General features: G+C 67.5%; 14 protein-coding genes and 1 pseudogene. 11 read left to right on the forward strand and 4 right to left on the reverse strand.

Annotation, left to right across the window (positions count from 1 at the left end; genetic code table 11):
- The gene (locus MPARV_RS0112185) at nt 1-738 is read left to right on the forward strand and encodes an HAD family hydrolase (protein ID WP_020378440.1); all 738 of its coding nucleotides are present in this window, start codon (nt 1-3) and stop codon (nt 736-738) included.
- Between the two features lie 14 nt (nt 739-752).
- On the opposite strand, the gene MPARV_RS0112190 is transcribed toward MPARV_RS0112185, so the two are convergent.
- Nucleotides 753-1,778, reverse strand: a complete 1,026-nt coding sequence (locus MPARV_RS0112190; RefSeq protein WP_012225605.1) for an adenosine kinase — start codon at nt 1,776-1,778, stop codon at nt 753-755.
- A gap of 216 nt (nt 1,779-1,994) precedes the next feature.
- Between MPARV_RS0112190 and MPARV_RS0112195 the strand changes: the two genes are divergently transcribed.
- The 9 genes and pseudogenes from MPARV_RS0112195 (at nt 1,995) to MPARV_RS0112240 (ending at nt 12,093) form a co-directional block, all read left to right on the forward strand.
- On the forward strand, nt 1,995-3,071 hold the full coding sequence (locus MPARV_RS0112195; RefSeq protein WP_012225603.1) for a BMP family lipoprotein: 1,077 nt from the start codon (nt 1,995-1,997) through the stop codon (nt 3,069-3,071).
- 109 nt (nt 3,072-3,180) lie between these two features.
- Nucleotides 3,181-4,686, forward strand: a pseudogene (locus MPARV_RS21295) (ABC transporter ATP-binding protein).
- Nucleotides 4,683-5,822 carry an ABC transporter permease gene (locus MPARV_RS0112205; RefSeq protein WP_012225599.1) on the forward strand — a complete coding sequence of 380 codons (1,140 nt, stop codon included), beginning with the start codon at nt 4,683-4,685 and terminating at the stop codon, nt 5,820-5,822. Before MPARV_RS21295 ends, MPARV_RS0112205 begins: the two are co-directional and overlap by 4 nt.
- Entirely contained in the window at nt 5,819-7,105 is a 1,287-nt protein-coding gene (locus tag MPARV_RS0112210) for an ABC transporter permease (RefSeq protein ID WP_012225597.1), read from the forward strand. Before MPARV_RS0112205 ends, MPARV_RS0112210 begins: the two co-directional genes overlap by 4 nt.
- A gap of 16 nt (nt 7,106-7,121) precedes the next feature.
- Nucleotides 7,122-7,430, forward strand: a complete 309-nt coding sequence (locus MPARV_RS24775; RefSeq protein WP_012225595.1) for a cytidine/deoxycytidylate deaminase family protein — start codon at nt 7,122-7,124, stop codon at nt 7,428-7,430.
- 46 nt (nt 7,431-7,476) lie between these two features.
- The gene (locus MPARV_RS0112225; RefSeq protein WP_031278452.1) at nt 7,477-8,346 is read left to right on the forward strand and encodes a phytanoyl-CoA dioxygenase family protein; all 870 of its coding nucleotides are present in this window, start codon (nt 7,477-7,479) and stop codon (nt 8,344-8,346) included.
- Nucleotides 8,333-10,072: a hypothetical protein gene (locus MPARV_RS0112230; protein ID WP_020378447.1), complete on the forward strand. Its 1,740-nt coding sequence runs from the start codon at nt 8,333-8,335 to the stop codon at nt 10,070-10,072. The genes MPARV_RS0112225 and MPARV_RS0112230 overlap by 14 nt, the downstream gene beginning before the upstream one ends.
- Nucleotides 10,065-10,952, forward strand: coding sequence for an LLM class flavin-dependent oxidoreductase (locus MPARV_RS0112235; protein ID WP_020378448.1), 888 nt, complete (start codon nt 10,065-10,067; stop codon nt 10,950-10,952). The genes MPARV_RS0112230 and MPARV_RS0112235 overlap by 8 nt, the downstream gene beginning before the upstream one ends.
- On the forward strand, nt 10,945-12,093 hold the full coding sequence (locus MPARV_RS0112240; protein ID WP_020378449.1) for a thiolase family protein: 1,149 nt from the start codon (nt 10,945-10,947) through the stop codon (nt 12,091-12,093). Before MPARV_RS0112235 ends, MPARV_RS0112240 begins: the two co-directional genes overlap by 8 nt.
- Nucleotides 12,094-12,111: 18 nt before the next feature.
- Here MPARV_RS0112240 and MPARV_RS0112245 read toward each other — a convergent pair whose 3' ends face one another.
- Together MPARV_RS0112245 and MPARV_RS0112250 are read right to left on the reverse strand one after the other, a co-directional pair.
- Nucleotides 12,112-13,293, reverse strand: a complete 1,182-nt coding sequence (locus MPARV_RS0112245) for an acyltransferase family protein (protein ID WP_012225585.1) — start codon at nt 13,291-13,293, stop codon at nt 12,112-12,114.
- Complete coding sequence (locus tag MPARV_RS0112250) at nt 13,293-13,997, reverse strand: hypothetical protein (RefSeq protein ID WP_157789585.1); 705 nt, start codon at nt 13,995-13,997, stop codon at nt 13,293-13,295. Before MPARV_RS0112250 ends, MPARV_RS0112245 begins: the two co-directional genes overlap by 1 nt.
- A 74-nt stretch (nt 13,998-14,071) precedes the next feature.
- Here MPARV_RS0112250 and MPARV_RS0112255 point away from each other — a divergent pair, with 74 nt between their 5' ends.
- Nucleotides 14,072-15,478, forward strand: a complete 1,407-nt coding sequence (locus MPARV_RS0112255) for an ArnT family glycosyltransferase (RefSeq protein ID WP_157789586.1) — start codon at nt 14,072-14,074, stop codon at nt 15,476-15,478.
- On the opposite strand, the gene MPARV_RS0112260 is transcribed toward MPARV_RS0112255, so the two are convergent.
- Nucleotides 15,464-17,296, reverse strand: a complete 1,833-nt coding sequence (locus MPARV_RS0112260; RefSeq protein ID WP_012225577.1) for a glycosyltransferase family 39 protein — start codon at nt 17,294-17,296, stop codon at nt 15,464-15,466. The genes MPARV_RS0112255 and MPARV_RS0112260 overlap by 15 nt on opposite strands.
- Nucleotides 17,297-17,432: the final 136 nt, after the last annotated feature.

The following is a 17,432-nucleotide window of genomic DNA, read 5'->3' on the forward strand; positions in this document are numbered from 1 at the left end:
GTGAGCGCCGAGGTCCCCACCAGTTGGTTCGTCGAGGCACCTCGAAACCTGGATCTGGTTGGGCTGGACGCCGACGACACGCTGTGGGAGACCGAGGGTGGCTTCCAGGACATCGCAAGCCGATTTGAGGCGCTGATGGCGCCCTACCTGCTTGCCGATGCGGTGGCCGGCGCCCACCTGGACGACGTCGAGCGCCGAAACCTTGCCGTGTTTGGCTATGGGGTGAAGGGCTTCACGCTGTCGATGATCGAAACCGCCATCATGTTGTCCGACGGCGCCGTGGGAGGCGACGACATCGCCCGGATCCTCGACTGGTCGCGGGAGATGCTCGGCAATGCGTTGGAGCCCTATCCCGGCGTCACCGAGGCCCTGGCCCTGCTGGCACGCACCGGGCTGCGACGCAGCATCATCACCAAGGGCGACCTGTTCGAACAGGAGACCAAAGTGGCCGCCAGTGGCCTGTCCGAGTGGGTCGACGGCGTCGAGATCCTGCCCGAGAAGGACCTGGCGCACTACAACGCCGTGTTGCGCCGCTGGGGAGTCGACCCGGCACGCTTCGTCATGATCGGCAACTCGGTGCGCAGCGACATTGTGCCCGTGTTGGAGCTGGGCGGATGGGCAATCTGGGTGCCGTCGGTCAACCAGTGGATCCACGAGGTGGCCGAGCCGCCGCTCGATCACCCCCGCTTTGCGGTGGCAGCCAGCCTGGGTTCGGCCGTCGAACTCATCGGTCGCTGATCAGGCGTGGCGGGTCAGCCCTGGTTGCGGCCGGCGAGCGCCGGTGCGGCCAGCTCGGCAAGCGACACCTGTGGGCGGGCGCCCAGGTGGGAGATGACCTCGGCGGCGGCGATCGAGCCCAGACGACCACAGGTCTCCAGGTCGAGCCCGGTGGCCAGCCCATAGAAGAACCCGGCCGCGTACTGGTCGCCGGCGCCCGTGGTGTCGACGACGTTGGCCACCGGCTCGGCGGCCACTCGCACGGTCTGGTCGCCTGTGAGCACGAACGACCCGTCCGGGCCATGGGTGACGACCGCCATCGGGCAGCGATCCGCAACGATCCTGTGAGCCTCGTTGATGTCGTCGGTCTCGTACAGCGAGCACAGCTCGTCGCGGTTGGCCACCACCACGTCCACGTGGTGGTCGACCAGGTCGACGAACGCCGCTCGGTGGCGCTCCACGCAGAAGGGGTCGGACAGGGTGACCGCCACCTTGCGTCCCGCGTCGCGGGCCAGCCTGGCGGCCACCTTGAACGCCTCCTGGGCCGCCGGTGGATCGAACAGGTACCCCTCGAGGAACAGCACCTCGGTATCGGTGACCACCGCCGGGTCCACATCATCGGGCCCAAAGTGCACCGCCGCGCCCAGGTGGGTGTTCATCGTTCGCTGCGCATCCGGCGTCACCAGAATGAGGCACGAACCGGTGGCGGGCCCGTCGGTGGCCAACGACGTGGTGAAGCCCACACCGTTGGCACGGATGTCGTGGACGAACACCTCCCCCAGCTGATCCTGACGGACCTTGCCCAGGTAGTGGGAACGTCCGCCGAACGAGGCGACGCCCACCATCGAGTTGGCAACCGAGCCACCCGAGATCTCGGTGCCGGGACCCATGTGGTCATAGATCTCCGCCGATCGGTCGGCATCCACCAGACCCATCGCGCCCTTCACCAGGCCCAACTCGTCGATCAATTCCTCCGGGGCGGACGCAAGCACGTCCACCAGCGCATTGCCGATTCCGGCCACGTGGATCGAGGCGGGCGGCGGCGAATCATGATGTGACATGGGTGGTCTCCAGCTGGGTGATTTCGGGGGGAGGTCGGGGGAATGGGCGATGTTACCGGGCCGTTCCCGGCGGGCCGGAGCCGACGGTGCAACCCACCAACGCAGGGCCGGTCGGGTGGAGTCAGGATCTTGTGCACGCCGCCACATGGGCGCCTATCGTCACACCCACCAACGCGGTGGGGCGACGAGGGACAACCGGATCCAAGGAGATCTTCTGTGACATCACGACGGAGAGTGCTGGCAGCGGCCGCAATGCTGAGCGTGCCCGCACTGATGCTGGCATCGTGCGGCGACAGTCAGGACGATGCCAACGCCACGGACGGCGCCAAGGACAAGGGCAAGATCGGCCTGGTCTTCGATATTGGAGGCAAGGGCGACAAGTCGTTCAACGACGCGGCGTCCAAGGGGCTCAACGAGGCTGCCGACAGGCTCGGCTACACCACCAAGGAACTCGAGCCGGACGAGGGCGGTCAGAACCGCGCCGAGCTGCTCGAGAGCCTGGCGGCAGGCGGTTACAACCCCGTGATCGGCGTCGGTTTCCTGTTCGCCGACTCGGTTCTGGAGACCGCCCAGGCCCACCCGGACACCACGTTCGCCATCGTCGACAACGCCTATCCGCCCGAGGACGAGGCCAAGACCAAAAACATCAAGCAGTTGGTCTTCGCCGAGGAGCAGGGCAGCTACCTGGTGGGCGCCGCGGCGGCCATGAAATCCGAGAGCGGCCAGATCGGCTTCATCGGCGGCGTCGAGACCGATCTGATCAAGAAGTTTCAGGCCGGGTACGAGGCCGGGGCCAAGAAGGTCAACCCGGACATCAAGATCCAATCGCAGTACATCACCCAGCCGCCGGACTTTGACGGCTTCAACGACCCGGCCAAGGCCAAGACGATCGCCAAGAAGATGTACGACGACGGAGCCGACGTGGTGTTCCACGCGTCGGGCGCCTCCGGCAGCGGACTCTTCGAGGCCGCGGTCGAGGCCAACGGCGGCAAGGACACCACCAAGTGGGCCATCGGCGTGGACTCCGACCAGTACAACCTGGTGCCCAAGGACCAGCAGGCCGTGATCCTCACATCGATGCTCAAGAAGGTTGACGTCGCCGTCGCAGGTGCGATCACCGACTTCGATGCCGGCAAGACCGAGGGCGGGGTCACCTCCTTCGACCTCGAGGCCGGCGGCGTGGACTACTCCACGTCGGGCGGGTACGTCGACGACATCTCGGCCGACTTGGACAAGCTCAAGGAGCAGATCATTTCGGGCGAGATCGAGGTGCCCACCACCCCCGAGGGCTGAGTCACTCAGGGACCGGGGAACGGTTGTGGACAACGACGGCGGCGGGGATGTCTCGGAGCAAGGTCCGGGACGTCCCCCCGTCGCGTCCGGTGAGCAACCACCACCGGCAATCAGGCTCACCGCTATCACCAAGCGATTCCCCGGTGTCGTTGCCAACCGCGACGTCAACCTCACCGTGGCGGCGGGCTCGATCCATGCGCTGATCGGCGAGAACGGCGCGGGGAAGTCCACCCTGATGAAGACCCTCTACGGCATGCACCAGCCCGACGAGGGCACCATTGAGGTCAGTGGAACCGTCAAGGCCTTTCGCTCACCCGCGGCAGCGATCGATGCCGGAATCGGCATGGTGCACCAGCACTTCATGTTGGCCGACCAGTTGACCGTCGCCGAGAACATCGTTCTGGGCGCCGAGCAGGCCGACCGCGGCGTCCTGAACCTGGGTCGGGCGAATGACATGATCCGCCGGTTGGGCAAACGCCACGGACTTCCCCTCGATCCCGATCGCCTGGTGGAGGAGCTCAGCGTTGGTGAGCGCCAACGCCTGGAGATCCTCAAGGTGCTGTACCGGGGCGCACGCATCCTCATTCTGGACGAGCCCACCGCGGTGTTGATCCCCCAGGAGGTGACCGAGCTGTTCACCAACCTGCAGGCGCTGCGCGACGGCGGTGTCACCATCGTGTTCATCTCGCACAAGCTTGACGAGGTACTCGAGATCTCCGACGACATCACCGTGATGCGGGCGGGCACCACCGTGGCCACGGTGAAGCCGGGCGACGTTGACGAATCCGACCTGGGCACGTTGATGGTCGGCTCGGAACTGCCCACACCCTCCCTTGAGCCACACCTTCCCAGCGACACGGTCGCACTCCAGACCGTCGGGCTGACGCTGACCGCCGAGGGCGGACGCCGGCTGCTCGACGACGTCGACCTCACCGTTCATCAGGGTGAGATCGTGGGCATCGCCGGGGTGGAGGGCAACGGGCAGCAGGAGCTCATCGAAGCCCTGCTGGGTCTCCGGCATCCCGAGTCCGGCGAGATGCGGTTGGACGGGGCGGACCTCCGGCCGATGTCCACCCGGCAGCGCCGCGATGCGGGTCTGGGATACGTGCCCACCGACCGTCACCGGGAGGGTCTGGTGCTGGGCGAGTCGCTGTGGTCCAACGTCATGTTGGGTCACCAGGGGCGCCGCTATCGACGCGGCCCGTGGCTGCGACGCAAAGCCGCCCGTGCCGACACCGTCGACATCATCGATTCCTACGACGTGCGCACCCCGGGTTCGGACATCCCGGCGCTGGCGCTGTCGGGCGGCAACCAACAAAAGCTGATCGTGGGCCGCTAGATGACCGCCGAACCCACCCTGCTGATCGCCGCCCACCCGACCCGAGGCGTGGACGTCGGCGCCCAGGCGGCCATCTGGGAACAGTTGCGCATCGCCAGGGGCGATGGGCTTGGGGTGCTGTTGATCTCCGCCGACCTCGATGAGCTGATCGGCCTGTCCAACCGCCTGCTGGTGATCTTCAGGGGAGCGCTCACCGCCGACCTCGACCCGTCCCACGTCACTCCCGAGGACCTGGGCACCTACATGGCCGGACGCCGTCAGGAGCAGGTGGCGTGAACTCCACGGCGCTTCAACTTCGAGCCCGGCGGGCGGTGCCGTCGATCGCGGCACCGATCGTGGCGGTCGCACTGGCGGCGCTGCTGTGCGGGGTGATCCTGGCCGTGTCGGGCCACAATCCGTTCTCCGCCTACGCCGAGATGTTCCGCTTCGGCACCACCGAAGGCTCCTTGTTGGTGGCCGCCAACAAGGCCGTCCCGCTGTACCTGTCGGCCTTGGCGGTGGCCGTCGGGTTCAAGATGGGCCTGTTCAACATCGGGGTCGAGGGCCAGTATGCGGTGGCAGTGGTGGTGGCCGCCGCCGCCGGAGCCCAGGTGAACCTGTTTCCCCCGCTCCACGTGGCCTTCATCATCGTGGTGGCCATGCTGACCGGTGCGGCATGGGCCACCGTGCCCGCCGTGTTGAAGGTGACCCGCAACGTGTCCGAGGTGATCTCCACCATCATGATGAACGCCATCGCCGCAGGTACGGTGGCGTTCCTCGTCAATCGGTGGAGGGACACCTCCGAGACGCAGCTGATCAAGACCAAGCCGATTGGTCCCTCGGGCTGGGTGGGCAACCTGGCTCAGGTGTCGAGCGCAGAAAAACTGTCGGTGTTTGCGCTGATCGCAGCCGGACTTGGCGCCGTCATGTGGGTGGTCATCAACCGCACCCGGTTTGGATTCGACCTGCGCATGTCGGGCGCCAACCCCACCGCCGCAGCGGTGTCAGGGGTCAGCCCCAAGGCGATGACGATGAAGGCCATGCTCATCTCGGGGGCCATCGCCGGCACCGTCGGCCTGCCGGTGCTGCTGTCGGAGAACATCTTCCATCGCTACACCCAGGATTTCCCCACCGGTTTGGGCTACACCGGAATCGCGGTGGCGTTGCTGGGCCGCAACAATCCGCTGGGCATGGCCGCCGGCGCGCTGTTGTTCGGGTTTCTCGACCGGGCCGGGCAGGGACTGCAACTCGTCGACGTTCCGCCCGAGATCGTCACGATCATGCAGGGTGTCGTCTTGTTGACCGCCGTGATCGCCTACGGGGTGGCAGAGCGTCTGGGCGACGTTCAGATGCAGCGGGCGACCGCCCGTGAGCTGACCACCGGGTCCGAACCCAACGATCGCACCGCACCCGAACACATGGCGGCCTCATGACCACGGCAATCACTCCCCGGTCGCTGGACGAGGACCTGCTCGAGCCCGACAAGCCGACGAAACCCTGGTTCAGTCCCGAGAAGCGCTGGGCCCTCTTTGCCGTCACCGGGGTCGCCATCTTGTCGATCACCCGGGTGTTGTCCGGAGCCACCGACCTGACCTCCTCGGGCCTCACCACCGAGACGTTGCGGCTGACCGTGCCCTTCGCGCTGGCGGCTCTGGGTGGACTGTTCTCGGAGCGGGCCGGCGTGGTCAACATCGGCTTGGAAGGCATGATGATCCTGGGTACCTGGTTTGGCGCCTACGGCGGCTGGCACTGGGGTGTCTGGGGTGGCCTGGCCTTTGGCATGTTGGGCGGCGCGCTCGGCGGGGGCCTGCACGCCACCGCCACCGTGATCTTCAAGGTGGACCACATCATTTCGGGCGTGGCCATCAACCTGCTTGCTCCCGGCTTGTGCCGTTACCTGTCGGCGGCCGTCTACGCCAACGTCGGCGAGGGCGCGGGCGTGCGCCAGAGCCCGCCCGTCAGCGGCGACTTTCCCACGATCACCATCTGGCCGCTGTCGAACGCGCTCGGCTCGATCGAGCAACATCACTGGTTCTTCATCTCCGATGCGGCGGGCATGGCCCGGGGCCTGATCACCGACCTGTCGCTCTTCACCCTTGGCGCCATCTTCCTGGTACCCATCATCTGGTGGATCCTGTGGCGAACCACGTTTGGTCTGCGGCTGCGCTCGGTGGGCGAGAGCCCTTGGGCTTCCGAGTCGGTGGGCGTCAAGGTGATCCGCACCAAGTTCATCGCCGTCGTGATCTCCGGGCTCCTCGCGGGCATGGCCGGGGTGTTCATCGTGACGGTCACCACGTCCACCTACTCGGAGGGCCAGACCAGCGGACGGGGCTACATCGCCCTGGCTGCGCTGATCTTCGGCAACTGGCGACCGGTGTCTGCGGTTGGGGCCGCCACGCTGTTCGGCTACAGCGACGCGGTTCGGTTGCGGGGCGCCAGCGGCGTGGCCGTGCACGCGTTCCTGCTCTCCGGTGCCATCGCCACCGCGCTGGTGGCGATCGTGGCCGCCATTCAGGGACGCCGAAAGAACGCGATCATGTCCGGCCTCGTCTCGGCGGGTCTCCTCATCTGGTACCTCACCACCCAGACGCTGCCAAAGGAGTTCTTGCCCTATACGCCCCACATCGTCACCCTGGTGGTGGCGGCCACTGCGCTGCGCAAGCTGCGCATGCCGAAGGCACTCGGCATCCCGTTCCGCCGGGGCGAAGCCCAATAGACGCAACCGAGGCCTCGTGACGCCGGACCCGTGGGCGCTGTTGCTCGACACCGCACGGCGTGCGACCGAACGCAGTCACGCCCCGTACTCGGGCGTGCCGGTCGGCGCCGCCGCCGCCGAAACCACCGACAGCCGGGTGCTGGAGGGCTCCAACACCGAGTGTGCCTCGATCGGTCTGTCGCTCTGCGCCGAGTGTGCGCTGGTATCGGAGTGCTGTTGGACGACGGTCCCCACGGCATCGACGAGTTGTTGCCCTGGGGGTTCGGGCCGTCCGACGTTCGCCGGTTGCGCAGCGAGTCGTGACGGCGCCCAACCGACGTCCTGAGAATGTGTCGGGGCGGCACCGGCCCGGTTCCTGCGAGACTGGCACCATGACGACCGGGCCGACCGACGCAGCACCGCGGGAACGATTTGAAGCCGACGGCTACCTGGTACTGGAGGACTTCTTTCCATCAGACGAGGCGGCCACCCTGATCGCCAGGGCCGACGAACTGGTGGCGGCGTTCAAGCCGGATGAGGTCACCCGGTCGATCTTTTCCACCAACGAGCAGACCCGCACGTCTGACGACTACTTCCTGGCCTCGGGTGACCGAATCAGCTTCTTCTTTGAGCCCGAGGCCTTCGATTCCAACGGCAACCTCCAGGTGCCGCTGGACCGGGCGATCAACAAGTTCGGTCATGCCCAGCACGACCTCGAACCCGTCTTTGACGACTTCAGCCGCCACCAACGCCTGGCCGACTTGGCCGGCCGCCTGGGCGTCGGTGGTCATGCGCTGGTGCAGTCGATGCTCATCTTTAAGCAGCCGGGGATCGGCGGCGAGGTGTCGTCGCACACCGACCACACGTTTCTGCGGACGGAGCCCAGGTCGGTCGTCGGCTTCTGGTTTGCGCTGGAGGACGCCACGCTGGACAACGGTTGCCTGTGGGCGCTGCCCGGCGGACACCGTCGCAAGCCTGCCCGCCGTTTCCGCCGTGCCCCCGGAGGGGGAACCACGATGGAGGTGCTGGGCGACGAACCGCCGGCGGGTGGCGCCGAGGCCGGCTTTGTCCCCCTCGAGGTGCGGTCGGGCACGCTGATCGTGCTGGACGGGCTGCTCCCCCACTACAGCCTGGCCAACCGTTCCCAACGGCGTCGAGCCGCCTACACCCTGCACGCCATCGATCCGACAGCCCACTACCCGTCCGACAACTGGCTGCAACGCAACGACCTGCCACTGCGAGGTTTTCGTGACCGGCGCTGATCCCAAAGCGGTCGACCCCCGGAGTGCCCGCCCTGAAACCCCCGGCGCTGAAACGTCGGCGGCGGCGCCGACCAGGTCGACGTGGGTCCTCCCCCGGGAGGCCGGCTACCTGATCACCGCGTTCGCCGCGCTGGCGCCGGCATGGGGTCTGCGGGGTGCGCCCGGACCTCTGTACGAGGAGGGCTTCACCGTCCTGCACGCCGAACTCGTGTTGCAGGGACAGACGCCGGGCGTCGACTTCCACGCGCTCTACGGCCCTCTCGGCCCATGGTTCATGGGGCTTTGGTTCAAGGTGTTTGGTCCTTCGATCGGCGCGCAACGAGTGGTGGGTGCCCTGCTGCTGATCGCCATCGTGTTGGGAGTGCGCCAACTGCTGCGGCCGTGGGGACGCAACGTGGCCACGGCCGCAGCAGTGGTCACGTCGATCACCGTCTATTCGGCCGGCACCCTGGTGGCGGTCGCCTGGTGGTTCGGGCTGGCCGCGGTGCTGTGGGGCGTGCTTCTGCTCCGGGAGGTACCACCGGGCCTGTTGGACGGAGAGCAAACAAGGGGGCCGTTGGCAACGTCCTCAACCCCGGTTCAGTTTGCTCGTCTTGCCGGTGCGGGGCTGCTGTTTGGTCTGGCCCTGGGGTTCCGTCCCGACCTGGCCCTGGCCGTGGTGTTGGCAGGGGGCGGGGCGCTGTGGGCCGCACGCAGCCGCGCGGCCATCAGGCGAGCGTGGCCCCCGATGCTGGGCGGGTTTGCCGCCGGTTTGGCGCCCTTGGCGGCCTACACGCTGATCGTCGGCCCGGCGAAGGCCTGGCGGGTGCTGGTGACCGGCCCCGTATTCACGTTGCGCCCCTACCGAAGCCTGCCGCCACCCCCGTTCGCCGACCTTCAGGGGCTCAGCCGCACCCTGAGCCTCTCCCCGAAATGGCCGCTGCCCGCGCCGCCGCTGGCAGCCCAGGTGGCGCTGTGGTTCTGGGTGTCGGTGGCCGCCACACTGCTCCTGGTGGCGGCTGCCTGGGCGGCTCGGCGCAGCATGCCGGCGCTGGTGCCCGTCGCAGGCTTGGCGCTTGCGTTGCTGCCGCAGCTGGTGCAGCGGCCCGATTTGGGCCACCTGGCGCTGACCACCGCCGTACCCCTGGCCGCGCTGCCGGTCACCATCACCACGTTGCTCGTTGCCAGGAAGTCGTCCCCGAGGCCAGACATTCTGGCGCTGGCACCACTGGTGCCGCTGTTGCTGATCCTGGTGCTCTTCCCCGCACCTGTGCTCGGCCCGTGGAGCCGGGCGGCCACCGGGCAAAGCACGCGCGACGCGGGGGTGGTCACCGTAGGTGACCGTTCGTTGCCTGTGGCCGCGTCGGTGCAGTCGCCCGTTCAGCGAACCGTCAACGAACTGGCGGCGAGGGCCGGGCCCGGTGACCGGCTGATCGTCGCCCCCAGCGACCTCGCCCGGGCCTACGACAACCCGGTGGCCCTCTACACCTTGTTTCCCGACCTCGCCGTGGGCACCTACCACTCCGAGATGGACCCGGGCTTCACCAACGTGGCGGGTTCCAGCCTGCCCGACGAGTTGGCGCAGGCCGACTGGGTGCTCGTGTCGCCGTCCCGCCCCAACCTGGCCGAACCCAACCGCTCCGCCGAGGCCGGCGACCCTGCGGCACAGGTCGCATTCCAAAAGCGCTTCTGCCCGGTGGCCGAAACCCAGGTACTGTCGCTTTGGGGGGTTTGCGGCGATGGCTGAATCAACCGAATCAACCGCACTCGATCTTGGCCTGGCGTTGCCAACCTTTCTCCAATTCGGTGCACCAGACCCGGGTTTGGTGCGCTCGGTCGCACACGAAGCCGAGACGGCGGGCTTCGATCGACTCTGGTGCTTCGATCACATCCTGTGGCACAGCCCGTTCATCGACGCCCTCACCGCCACCACCATCGGCCTCGAGGCCACCGACCGCATCGCGGTCGGGCCCGGGGTGCTCCAGGCACTGCTGCGCCCTCCGTTGGTACTCGCCGCATCGTTGGGGTCACTGATCGACGTCGCCGAGGGTCGCCTCGGCTGGGGTCTGGGTGTCGGCGAGCACCAACGGGAGTACGACGCCGCCGAGCGACTCACCGCGCCGACACATCGCTGGGACGCCATGGTCGAACACCATCGGGCGGTCGCCGCCGCGCTCAGCACCGGCGGACGAAGCGCGCCGCGCCCATGGATCGGCGGACGCGGCCCCGGGTCGCAACGAGCCGTCGCAGCCCTTGGCGCCAACTGGCTGCCGGCGTTTCTGGGTCCCTCGCACTTCGCAGCTCAATTCAACCGTTTGAGCGGGTTGCACATCGTGCCGCCGATGCGGGGCCCGTTCCTCTTCTGCTGTCCCCCGGAGCATCTGGAGTCGGGCCGGCAGTGGCTGGAGTCCCTGTACAACCTGCCCGGCATCGGACCCCGCATGGTGTTGCCCGCCGATGAGCGACTGGCGCAGCGGGCAGGCGAGTTCGTCCAGGCCGGCGCCAACCACCTCAGCCTGGTGGTGACGATGGACGATCCTCGCGCCCACCTCGGCCAGATCGTCAAACTTCTTTCAACAGTGACCGGGCGTTCGGATCACACCACAGGAGGACCTCATCGTGGATGACCCGGTGATCACCGGCTGGCATGCGCTCCCGCTTCGCAGAGAGCCAGGCGACGTTGCCGCCTTGACGGTCGCCGCAGCGACCAAGGCATTGCGTTCCGCCGGAAACCCGGATCCGCAGTTGATTCTGGTGGCCAACGCCCTCGGCGGCCCGCTCCAAACCCAGGACAACATCCGGGGGCAGGCATGGTTGCGGGACGCCGGTCTTGGCGGTGCGGGCGTGATCAACATCGACAACAGCTGTGCCGGCGGCTCCACGGCGCTCTACACGGCGGACAAGCTGGTTCGGAGCGGGGTCGAAACCGTCCTCGTCATCGGCGTCGAACAGATGACGGTCGGATCAACCCGCGCCACCGTAGACGCCATTCATCGCGCGATGACTCCGGACGATCGGCAGATGTACACAGCCATGGCCGCGGGCCGGGGCACCCCGGTTATGGCCCTGAACGCCCGCTGGGCACGCGAGTACATGACGCGCCACGGCCTCGGTGACGATGTCCTGGTTGAGGCGGCAGTGCGCGCCGCCCGGCTGGGCGCCGCCAACCCCGTGGGCGTCCGAACTCAACCGATCACCCACGAGCATGCGGCGACATCCAGGCTGATCAACGACCCGCTGCGCGTCGAGATGTGCTCCGGCTTCGCCGACGGCGCCGCCGCCGTGGTGCTGAGCGCCACCGGTGACGGCCCCCGGATCACGGCAACGACCATGGTCGGCGGCGACGGCACCGGCGACTACCACTCCCGGGTTGGCGACGTGGCCGCTCGGCTCTGGACACAGCTCGGCATCGAGGCCCGGGACGCCGACGTCGTCGAGCTCCATGACGCCAACGCCTCGGAGCTGTTGTGGGCCACCGACGTAATCGGCATCACGGCCCCAGGTGAGGCAGCCGGTGCGCTCACGGCCGGGCGGCTGGAACCGGACGGTGACCTCCCGGCGGTCAACCCCTCGGGCGGTTTGTTGGGCCGCGGTCACCCGATCGGAGCGACCGGCGTGTATCAGTTGGTGGAACTGGCCGAGCAGGTCAGCGGCCTGGCGGGTTCCCGCCAACGCCTCGGCGCCGACCTTGGGGCGCTCTTCAACTGCGGGGGCATCATTGGAGAGGACACCGCGGCTGCGGTCGGTATCGCCGTGGCAGGCGGTTGAGGCACCCGCAGCCGCCGGTCAGGCTGACCGTTGGGCCCGCAACCGCCGCCTGCGTTGTGAGTACCAGTCGGCAATCGGACGCTCCAGGCCGTAGTAGGACAGGCTTCCCAGCATCAAGCTGATCGCCAGCAACACCCCTGCCCTCATCATGAGGGGCCAGGAGTTCAGGTCTGCAATCTTCTGATGCAGCATGGCCAGTACCGCCCAGTGCCACAGATAGACACCAAATGAAACGGTGGCGATCCATGCCAGGGCGGGGGTGCGGGCCACACGCAACCACGGGGTGTCTCGGGTGGTGAACCCCAGGGCCAACACCCCCAGGCCCGACACCCACGGAAGGATCGTTGACGACAGAATCGAGGGCACCAACGCGATGCTCCCCGGGGTCAACGCCAAGTGCGTCGAGTAGGTCAGCCACAACCCGGCGATCATCAACCCGGCGATCACCCTGGGCCGCTCCAGCAACCAGGACAGCGGCCGCGGCATCGGCACCCCCAGGTGGAGGCCCGCCCGCACAACCGCCAGCATCAGGCCGATGCCGATCCAATCGAAGAACGCAAACGGCCACCGCTGAACGCTGTCGCCGACGCCCATGAACTGGTAGCCCAAAACGGAGGCACTCAGCCTGAACGCCGGACCGATGATCAGCATTGGCGCGATGGCCCACATCAACAGGCGTGCCCGCCGTTCGGGTCCGGCGGCCTTGGGTAACGCCCGGGCGCCACACAGCGCCGCCAGCGGCAGTGCGAGGTAGAACAACCACTCAATACCCAGCGTCCACATGGGCGAGAGCCCCAACGCCAGCCATTCGGCCCGCCATTCCTGAGAGAACCCCAGCACGACCAACCACTCGCCCCAGCCGTCGGGAGCGGCCAGCGAGTGAACCACCCAGACCGACACGATGACGGCGATCCAGGCGGCCGGAACCACCCTGGCGACGCGGCGACCCATAAACGAGCCAAATCGTTCCGGGCTCGAATCCGAGAGCAACGCCGCCGCCATCGGCTGGCCCAGCAAGTAGGCCGAGAGCGGAAAGAACGAGAGGCCCAACAGCACCCCGAAGACGATGATCACCCGGTTGGTCACCGTTGGGGTAACCGCCAGATACGGGCTGATCGAGTGCCCGATCACCACCGCCAGAACCGCCAGCCCGCGTATCGCATCCAGTTGTGGCTGCGGCTCCGGTCGTGCGGCCGACATCAGGGGTCGCCGGTCGACGACGATGGCGGCGGAAACCAGAAGATGGCGTTGTCGAACGTTGGTGTTCCCACACCATCGCTGGAGAAGCCCAGTTGGTCGGCGTCCACAAAAGTGGCGTCAACCACCGTGCATTGCAGACGCCCCTGGGACCGCACCAACACCTCGTCACCGTTGAACTCGACCAGCAGTCGCACATCCTCGAAGCCCAGGAGGTCGGCCGTGCGGGTCACCCCGACGCTTCGCCCGTTTTCCATCCGCTCGACGACCCAAGGACCGTCCTCCAGAGGCCGGAGCCGCCAATGATTGTTGGCGTCCTCCCATCGAAACACCACCGCTGTGCCGGGTGTGGCATCGCGAACCTGCACCTCGAAGGCCCCAGGCCCACCAAGCACCCTGGTGAGCGCTACCGCCGGGCCGGTCGGTTTCGCCTGTCCCCCGACCACGTTCCAGACACCATCGGTCTGCCAGAAGTCGGGGTTGTCCGGGCGGGTCAGCCCCTCCTGGTCTGCCCGGTTGAACCCATCGGCCTCTGCCAGCACGGGCGATGCCCGCGCTTCGGCGCTGCCGAGTCGGTCACGGGCACCGAACCAACGGTCAAACCCCACCCCCAGGGCGACGACCGCAACCACCGCCGCCGACCAGGCCAACAGCGACATCCAGCGACGGCGGGTGTCGCTCCTCGCCGGTTGGTCAGAGCCGCTCACCGGGATGAGGCTAGCGCCCCGACGCACGCCGGGAGCGTGCCGGACCTCAGCAGGTGAGGCCGTAGTGTTGTTGCGTGACCGGTGATAAAAGTCCGCCGACCGATGCGGTTGGGTCGGACGAGGCCAACAGCCTCGACGCTTCTCCCCCGACGGGCCCGGCGAGGGCAAAGCGCCCTTCGAGCAGAACGGTGTGGGGGGTGGCCAGGTGGCCGCTGGAGACTGCGTTCGTGTTGCGTCTGGCCTTTGTGTTGGTGGCCAAGCGCGGCGACCCGCTGGCGGGCGACGAGCTCTTCTACTCCAACCAGGCGTTCGAACTCACCCGCGGCAAGTGGTACCTGTGGCCCAACACGCTGCTTCAGTCCTTCGTGGGTCACCCGACCGCCGCCCACCCGCCACTCACCAGCACCATGCTGGCCCCGGTTGCGGGACTGACCGGCGCCGCTCCTCTGGCCCTGCGCCTCGCCATGGTGTTGCTCGGGGTGGTGGTGGTGCTCCTGATCGGCCGCCTTGCCTTGGAGATCGCCGGCCCGCGGGCCTCCACGGCCGCCGCCGGGCTGGCCGCCGTGGCCGCACCGCTGGTGCTGAGCGATGGGTCGGTCATGTCGGAGACCCCCAGCATCGTGGTGCTGCTCGGAGCCACGTTGGTGGCGCTTCGCTTCCGTCGCGATCCCAGCGTGCGCCTGGCGGTTGCGCTCGGCGCGCTCGTCGGCCTGATGATGCTGGGACGCAGCGAGTTCGTGATCCTCGCCCCCATCGTGATGGCGGTTGGCATCCTCGGGGCGTGGCGGGCAGGACGAGCAACCATTGCGTTATCGGCCCTGACCGTCGGGGCCGCCCTGGTACTACCCGGCGCATGGGTGTTTCGCAACGCTGCCGTGTTCGCCGAGCCAACCTTCACCTCCTCCCAGGACGGTTTCACCCTCATCGGCTCGTATTGCGACGACGTCTGGGACGGCCCGGGCGTGGGGCTCTGGACCCTCGGGTGTCTTCGAGAGTTCGACCTCGACAACGACGGCACCGACGACCTCACCGAACTGCTGGGCGACACCGACCCCTACGGCGCGCTCGACGAGTCACAGGTCGCCGCCGCCTACCGCGAGCGCGCGGTGGAGTACGCCAAGGATCACCGTGGTGACCTCCCCCGGGTTGCCTCTTTTCGGGTACTGCGGATGCTCGGGTGGTACCACCCGAGCGACACGCTGCAGTACGGCACCGGCGAGGGGCGCCAGCCCTGGCTCGGTTGGATCGCCATCGTCGAGATGACCTTGCTGTTACCCCTCGCCGCCGTCGGGGCGCTCACCCTGTACCGGCGCCGGCAGCGGACGGTACTGGGCCTCCTCCTGGCGCAGATGGCCCTGGCCATCGCAATGGCGGCCATCGTGTACGGGCTCTGGAGGTTTCGTTCCACCTTCGACGTGTCGGTGCTCGTGCTGGCCGGGGTCGGTCTCGCCACCCTGGCCGAACGGTCACGTCTCGGCTGAGCTCTCCACCGTCTCGGGTTCGGCGGCCAACTGTTCGCTCAAGGTTGGGCCCGTGGCCGGCCAACGACGTCCGATCCAAGCTGCAATCGGCACTGCGGCCAAGACGCAGGCCACCACATCCAAACCCAGCCGGTACCGCGGGATGCCGAGCGATATGGCCACGGTACCGATCACGACGATCGAGAGCGTGCCGAACGGCCAGAGGGGACGACGGCCTCGCAGACGAAGCCATCCCATCACCGCCAGCGGAAGCGACGCCCACCAGAACACCATCGCAGCCCACGGTTGCCACGCGCCGCGACCTTCCACCAACGAATCGAGCCGCACGGTTTGCACCGGCCGGTAGGCCCCAACTGCCCGCCCCACCCTCGCCGCGGCAAGCATGGGGAGTTCCTTGGGGCGTTCCTTGTAATAGCGAATCGCACGCACGCCGGCGCCCGCGTCCATCTCAGCCTCACTGAATCCCGACAGTGCATTGGGCCCCACCTGCAAGAAGTCACCCGGTTGCAGCATCATGTCCGGATCACCCACCGGGCGACCATCCACCCAGATGCCCACGCCCCGCCTGCCATCGGGGAGCCTGCCCATCACTCGGGCATACTCCGCTCGGACCCCCTCCGAGGTCACCAGAGGGGTGGAGCTTGAGCGCGCCGGCCGATCGAGCGCGCGCGACAAACTCTCGTTGTTCGGGTCCAACACCTTTTCGGCGTATCCGGTCATGCCGATCGCGTCATCGACGGCCTCGGTGAGGACCACCGGCTCCTTGATGGTCTCCTCGACGGGGCACAGCGTCCAAAAGCCTCGAAGCTCGCCGTACACCACCTCGTCGCATGCACCACTCCACAGAACGCTGCCGCCACCCGGTGAGACCCCCGCGTTCCGACCCTGCCGCATGGCATTCATCGTCGACCAACCGACGAGCGGGACCACCACGATCATCAGCGCCATCACCGCCAGCCCCACCCGCCGCCCGATGCGTTCGGTGCGATGGTTGGTGATCACCAGCCCCACCAACAAGGCCAGAACCACCGCCGCACCTTCCAACCTGGTGAACGACAAAACCATCATGGCGGCGCCAAGTTGGGCGTATCGGGCCGTGGTTGGCGAGTCGAAGGCCCGCAAGGTGGCAAGCAACACCATCGGCAGCGCGACGATATAGAGCGACTCAACCGTCAACATCGATGCATTGACCCACACGGCCGGAGCCAGTGCGACCAGAAAAGCCGCCACCACGCCAACCCGCTCGTCGGCCAACCGTCGCCCAACCATGGCCACTGCCGGTATCGCCAACAATGCGATCGCGCTGGTTGCAACACGCGCCAGCATCGTCGGACGGTCGGCCAGAAACGACACCACGACCAGGATCGGAACGGCCACTTCCGCCACCCGTCGCGCCGGGTGCTTCCAACGATTCCGAAAAACCCACGCGACCGCCGCGCCGACCACCATCACGATCAGGGCCTGGACCACCAGCGGCCGCTCGCTCAGCCAGAGCACGGCGCCCATGTAGCCCACGAGTGCCGGAGGCTTTCCCACAAACGGTGCCTCGATGCCGCCGGCGAGTTCGTAGAGCGCCGGGCTGATGAAGAACTTGCCCCAACTCAACAACCGCGCCATGGAGAGCAGCCCCAACGCATCCCCAACAACCGCAAAGCAACCTGGCCGAACGGTGTCCTTGGGACATTGCGGTCGGACGACCAAAATGTCGAGCAGAACCACGGCCGCCCCCAACGCCGTGGCAATGCCCACCCAGCGTCGGAAGAACCCGCCGGTCGGCGCATCGGCGGATGATCCGGGAGGGAGGGGTGCGATCGGCAAAGTATAGGGCTGTCCATCTCCTCAAACCTCACCGCGGAGCGCCACCTGGTGAGGACCTGGCCACCTGGTGCGTCTCGGGTGTCAGAAGCGTCCAGCGACCCATGGTGCGCTACAATCGGTCGACGCCCGACGGCTA

The organism is Candidatus Microthrix parvicella Bio17-1, assembly GCF_000299415.1.
Classification (GTDB): Bacteria; Actinomycetota; Acidimicrobiia; order Acidimicrobiales; family Microtrichaceae; genus Microthrix; species Microthrix parvicella.

What these genes read in the sequence shown, in the direction of transcription:
- MPARV_RS0112190 (WP_012225605.1), bottom strand. Translation starts at nt 1,778, where the DNA reads ATGTCACATCATGATTCGCCGCCGCCCGCCTCGATCCACGTGGCCGGA.
- MPARV_RS0112210 (WP_012225597.1), top strand. Translation starts at nt 5,819, where the DNA reads ATGACCACGGCAATCACTCCCCGGTCGCTGGACGAGGACCTGCTCGAG.
- MPARV_RS0112225 (WP_031278452.1), top strand. Translation starts at nt 7,477, where the DNA reads ATGACGACCGGGCCGACCGACGCAGCACCGCGGGAACGATTTGAAGCC.
- MPARV_RS0112235 (WP_020378448.1), top strand. Translation starts at nt 10,065, where the DNA reads ATGGCTGAATCAACCGAATCAACCGCACTCGATCTTGGCCTGGCGTTG.
- MPARV_RS0112245 (WP_012225585.1), bottom strand. Translation starts at nt 13,293, where the DNA reads ATGTCGGCCGCACGACCGGAGCCGCAGCCACAACTGGATGCGATACGC.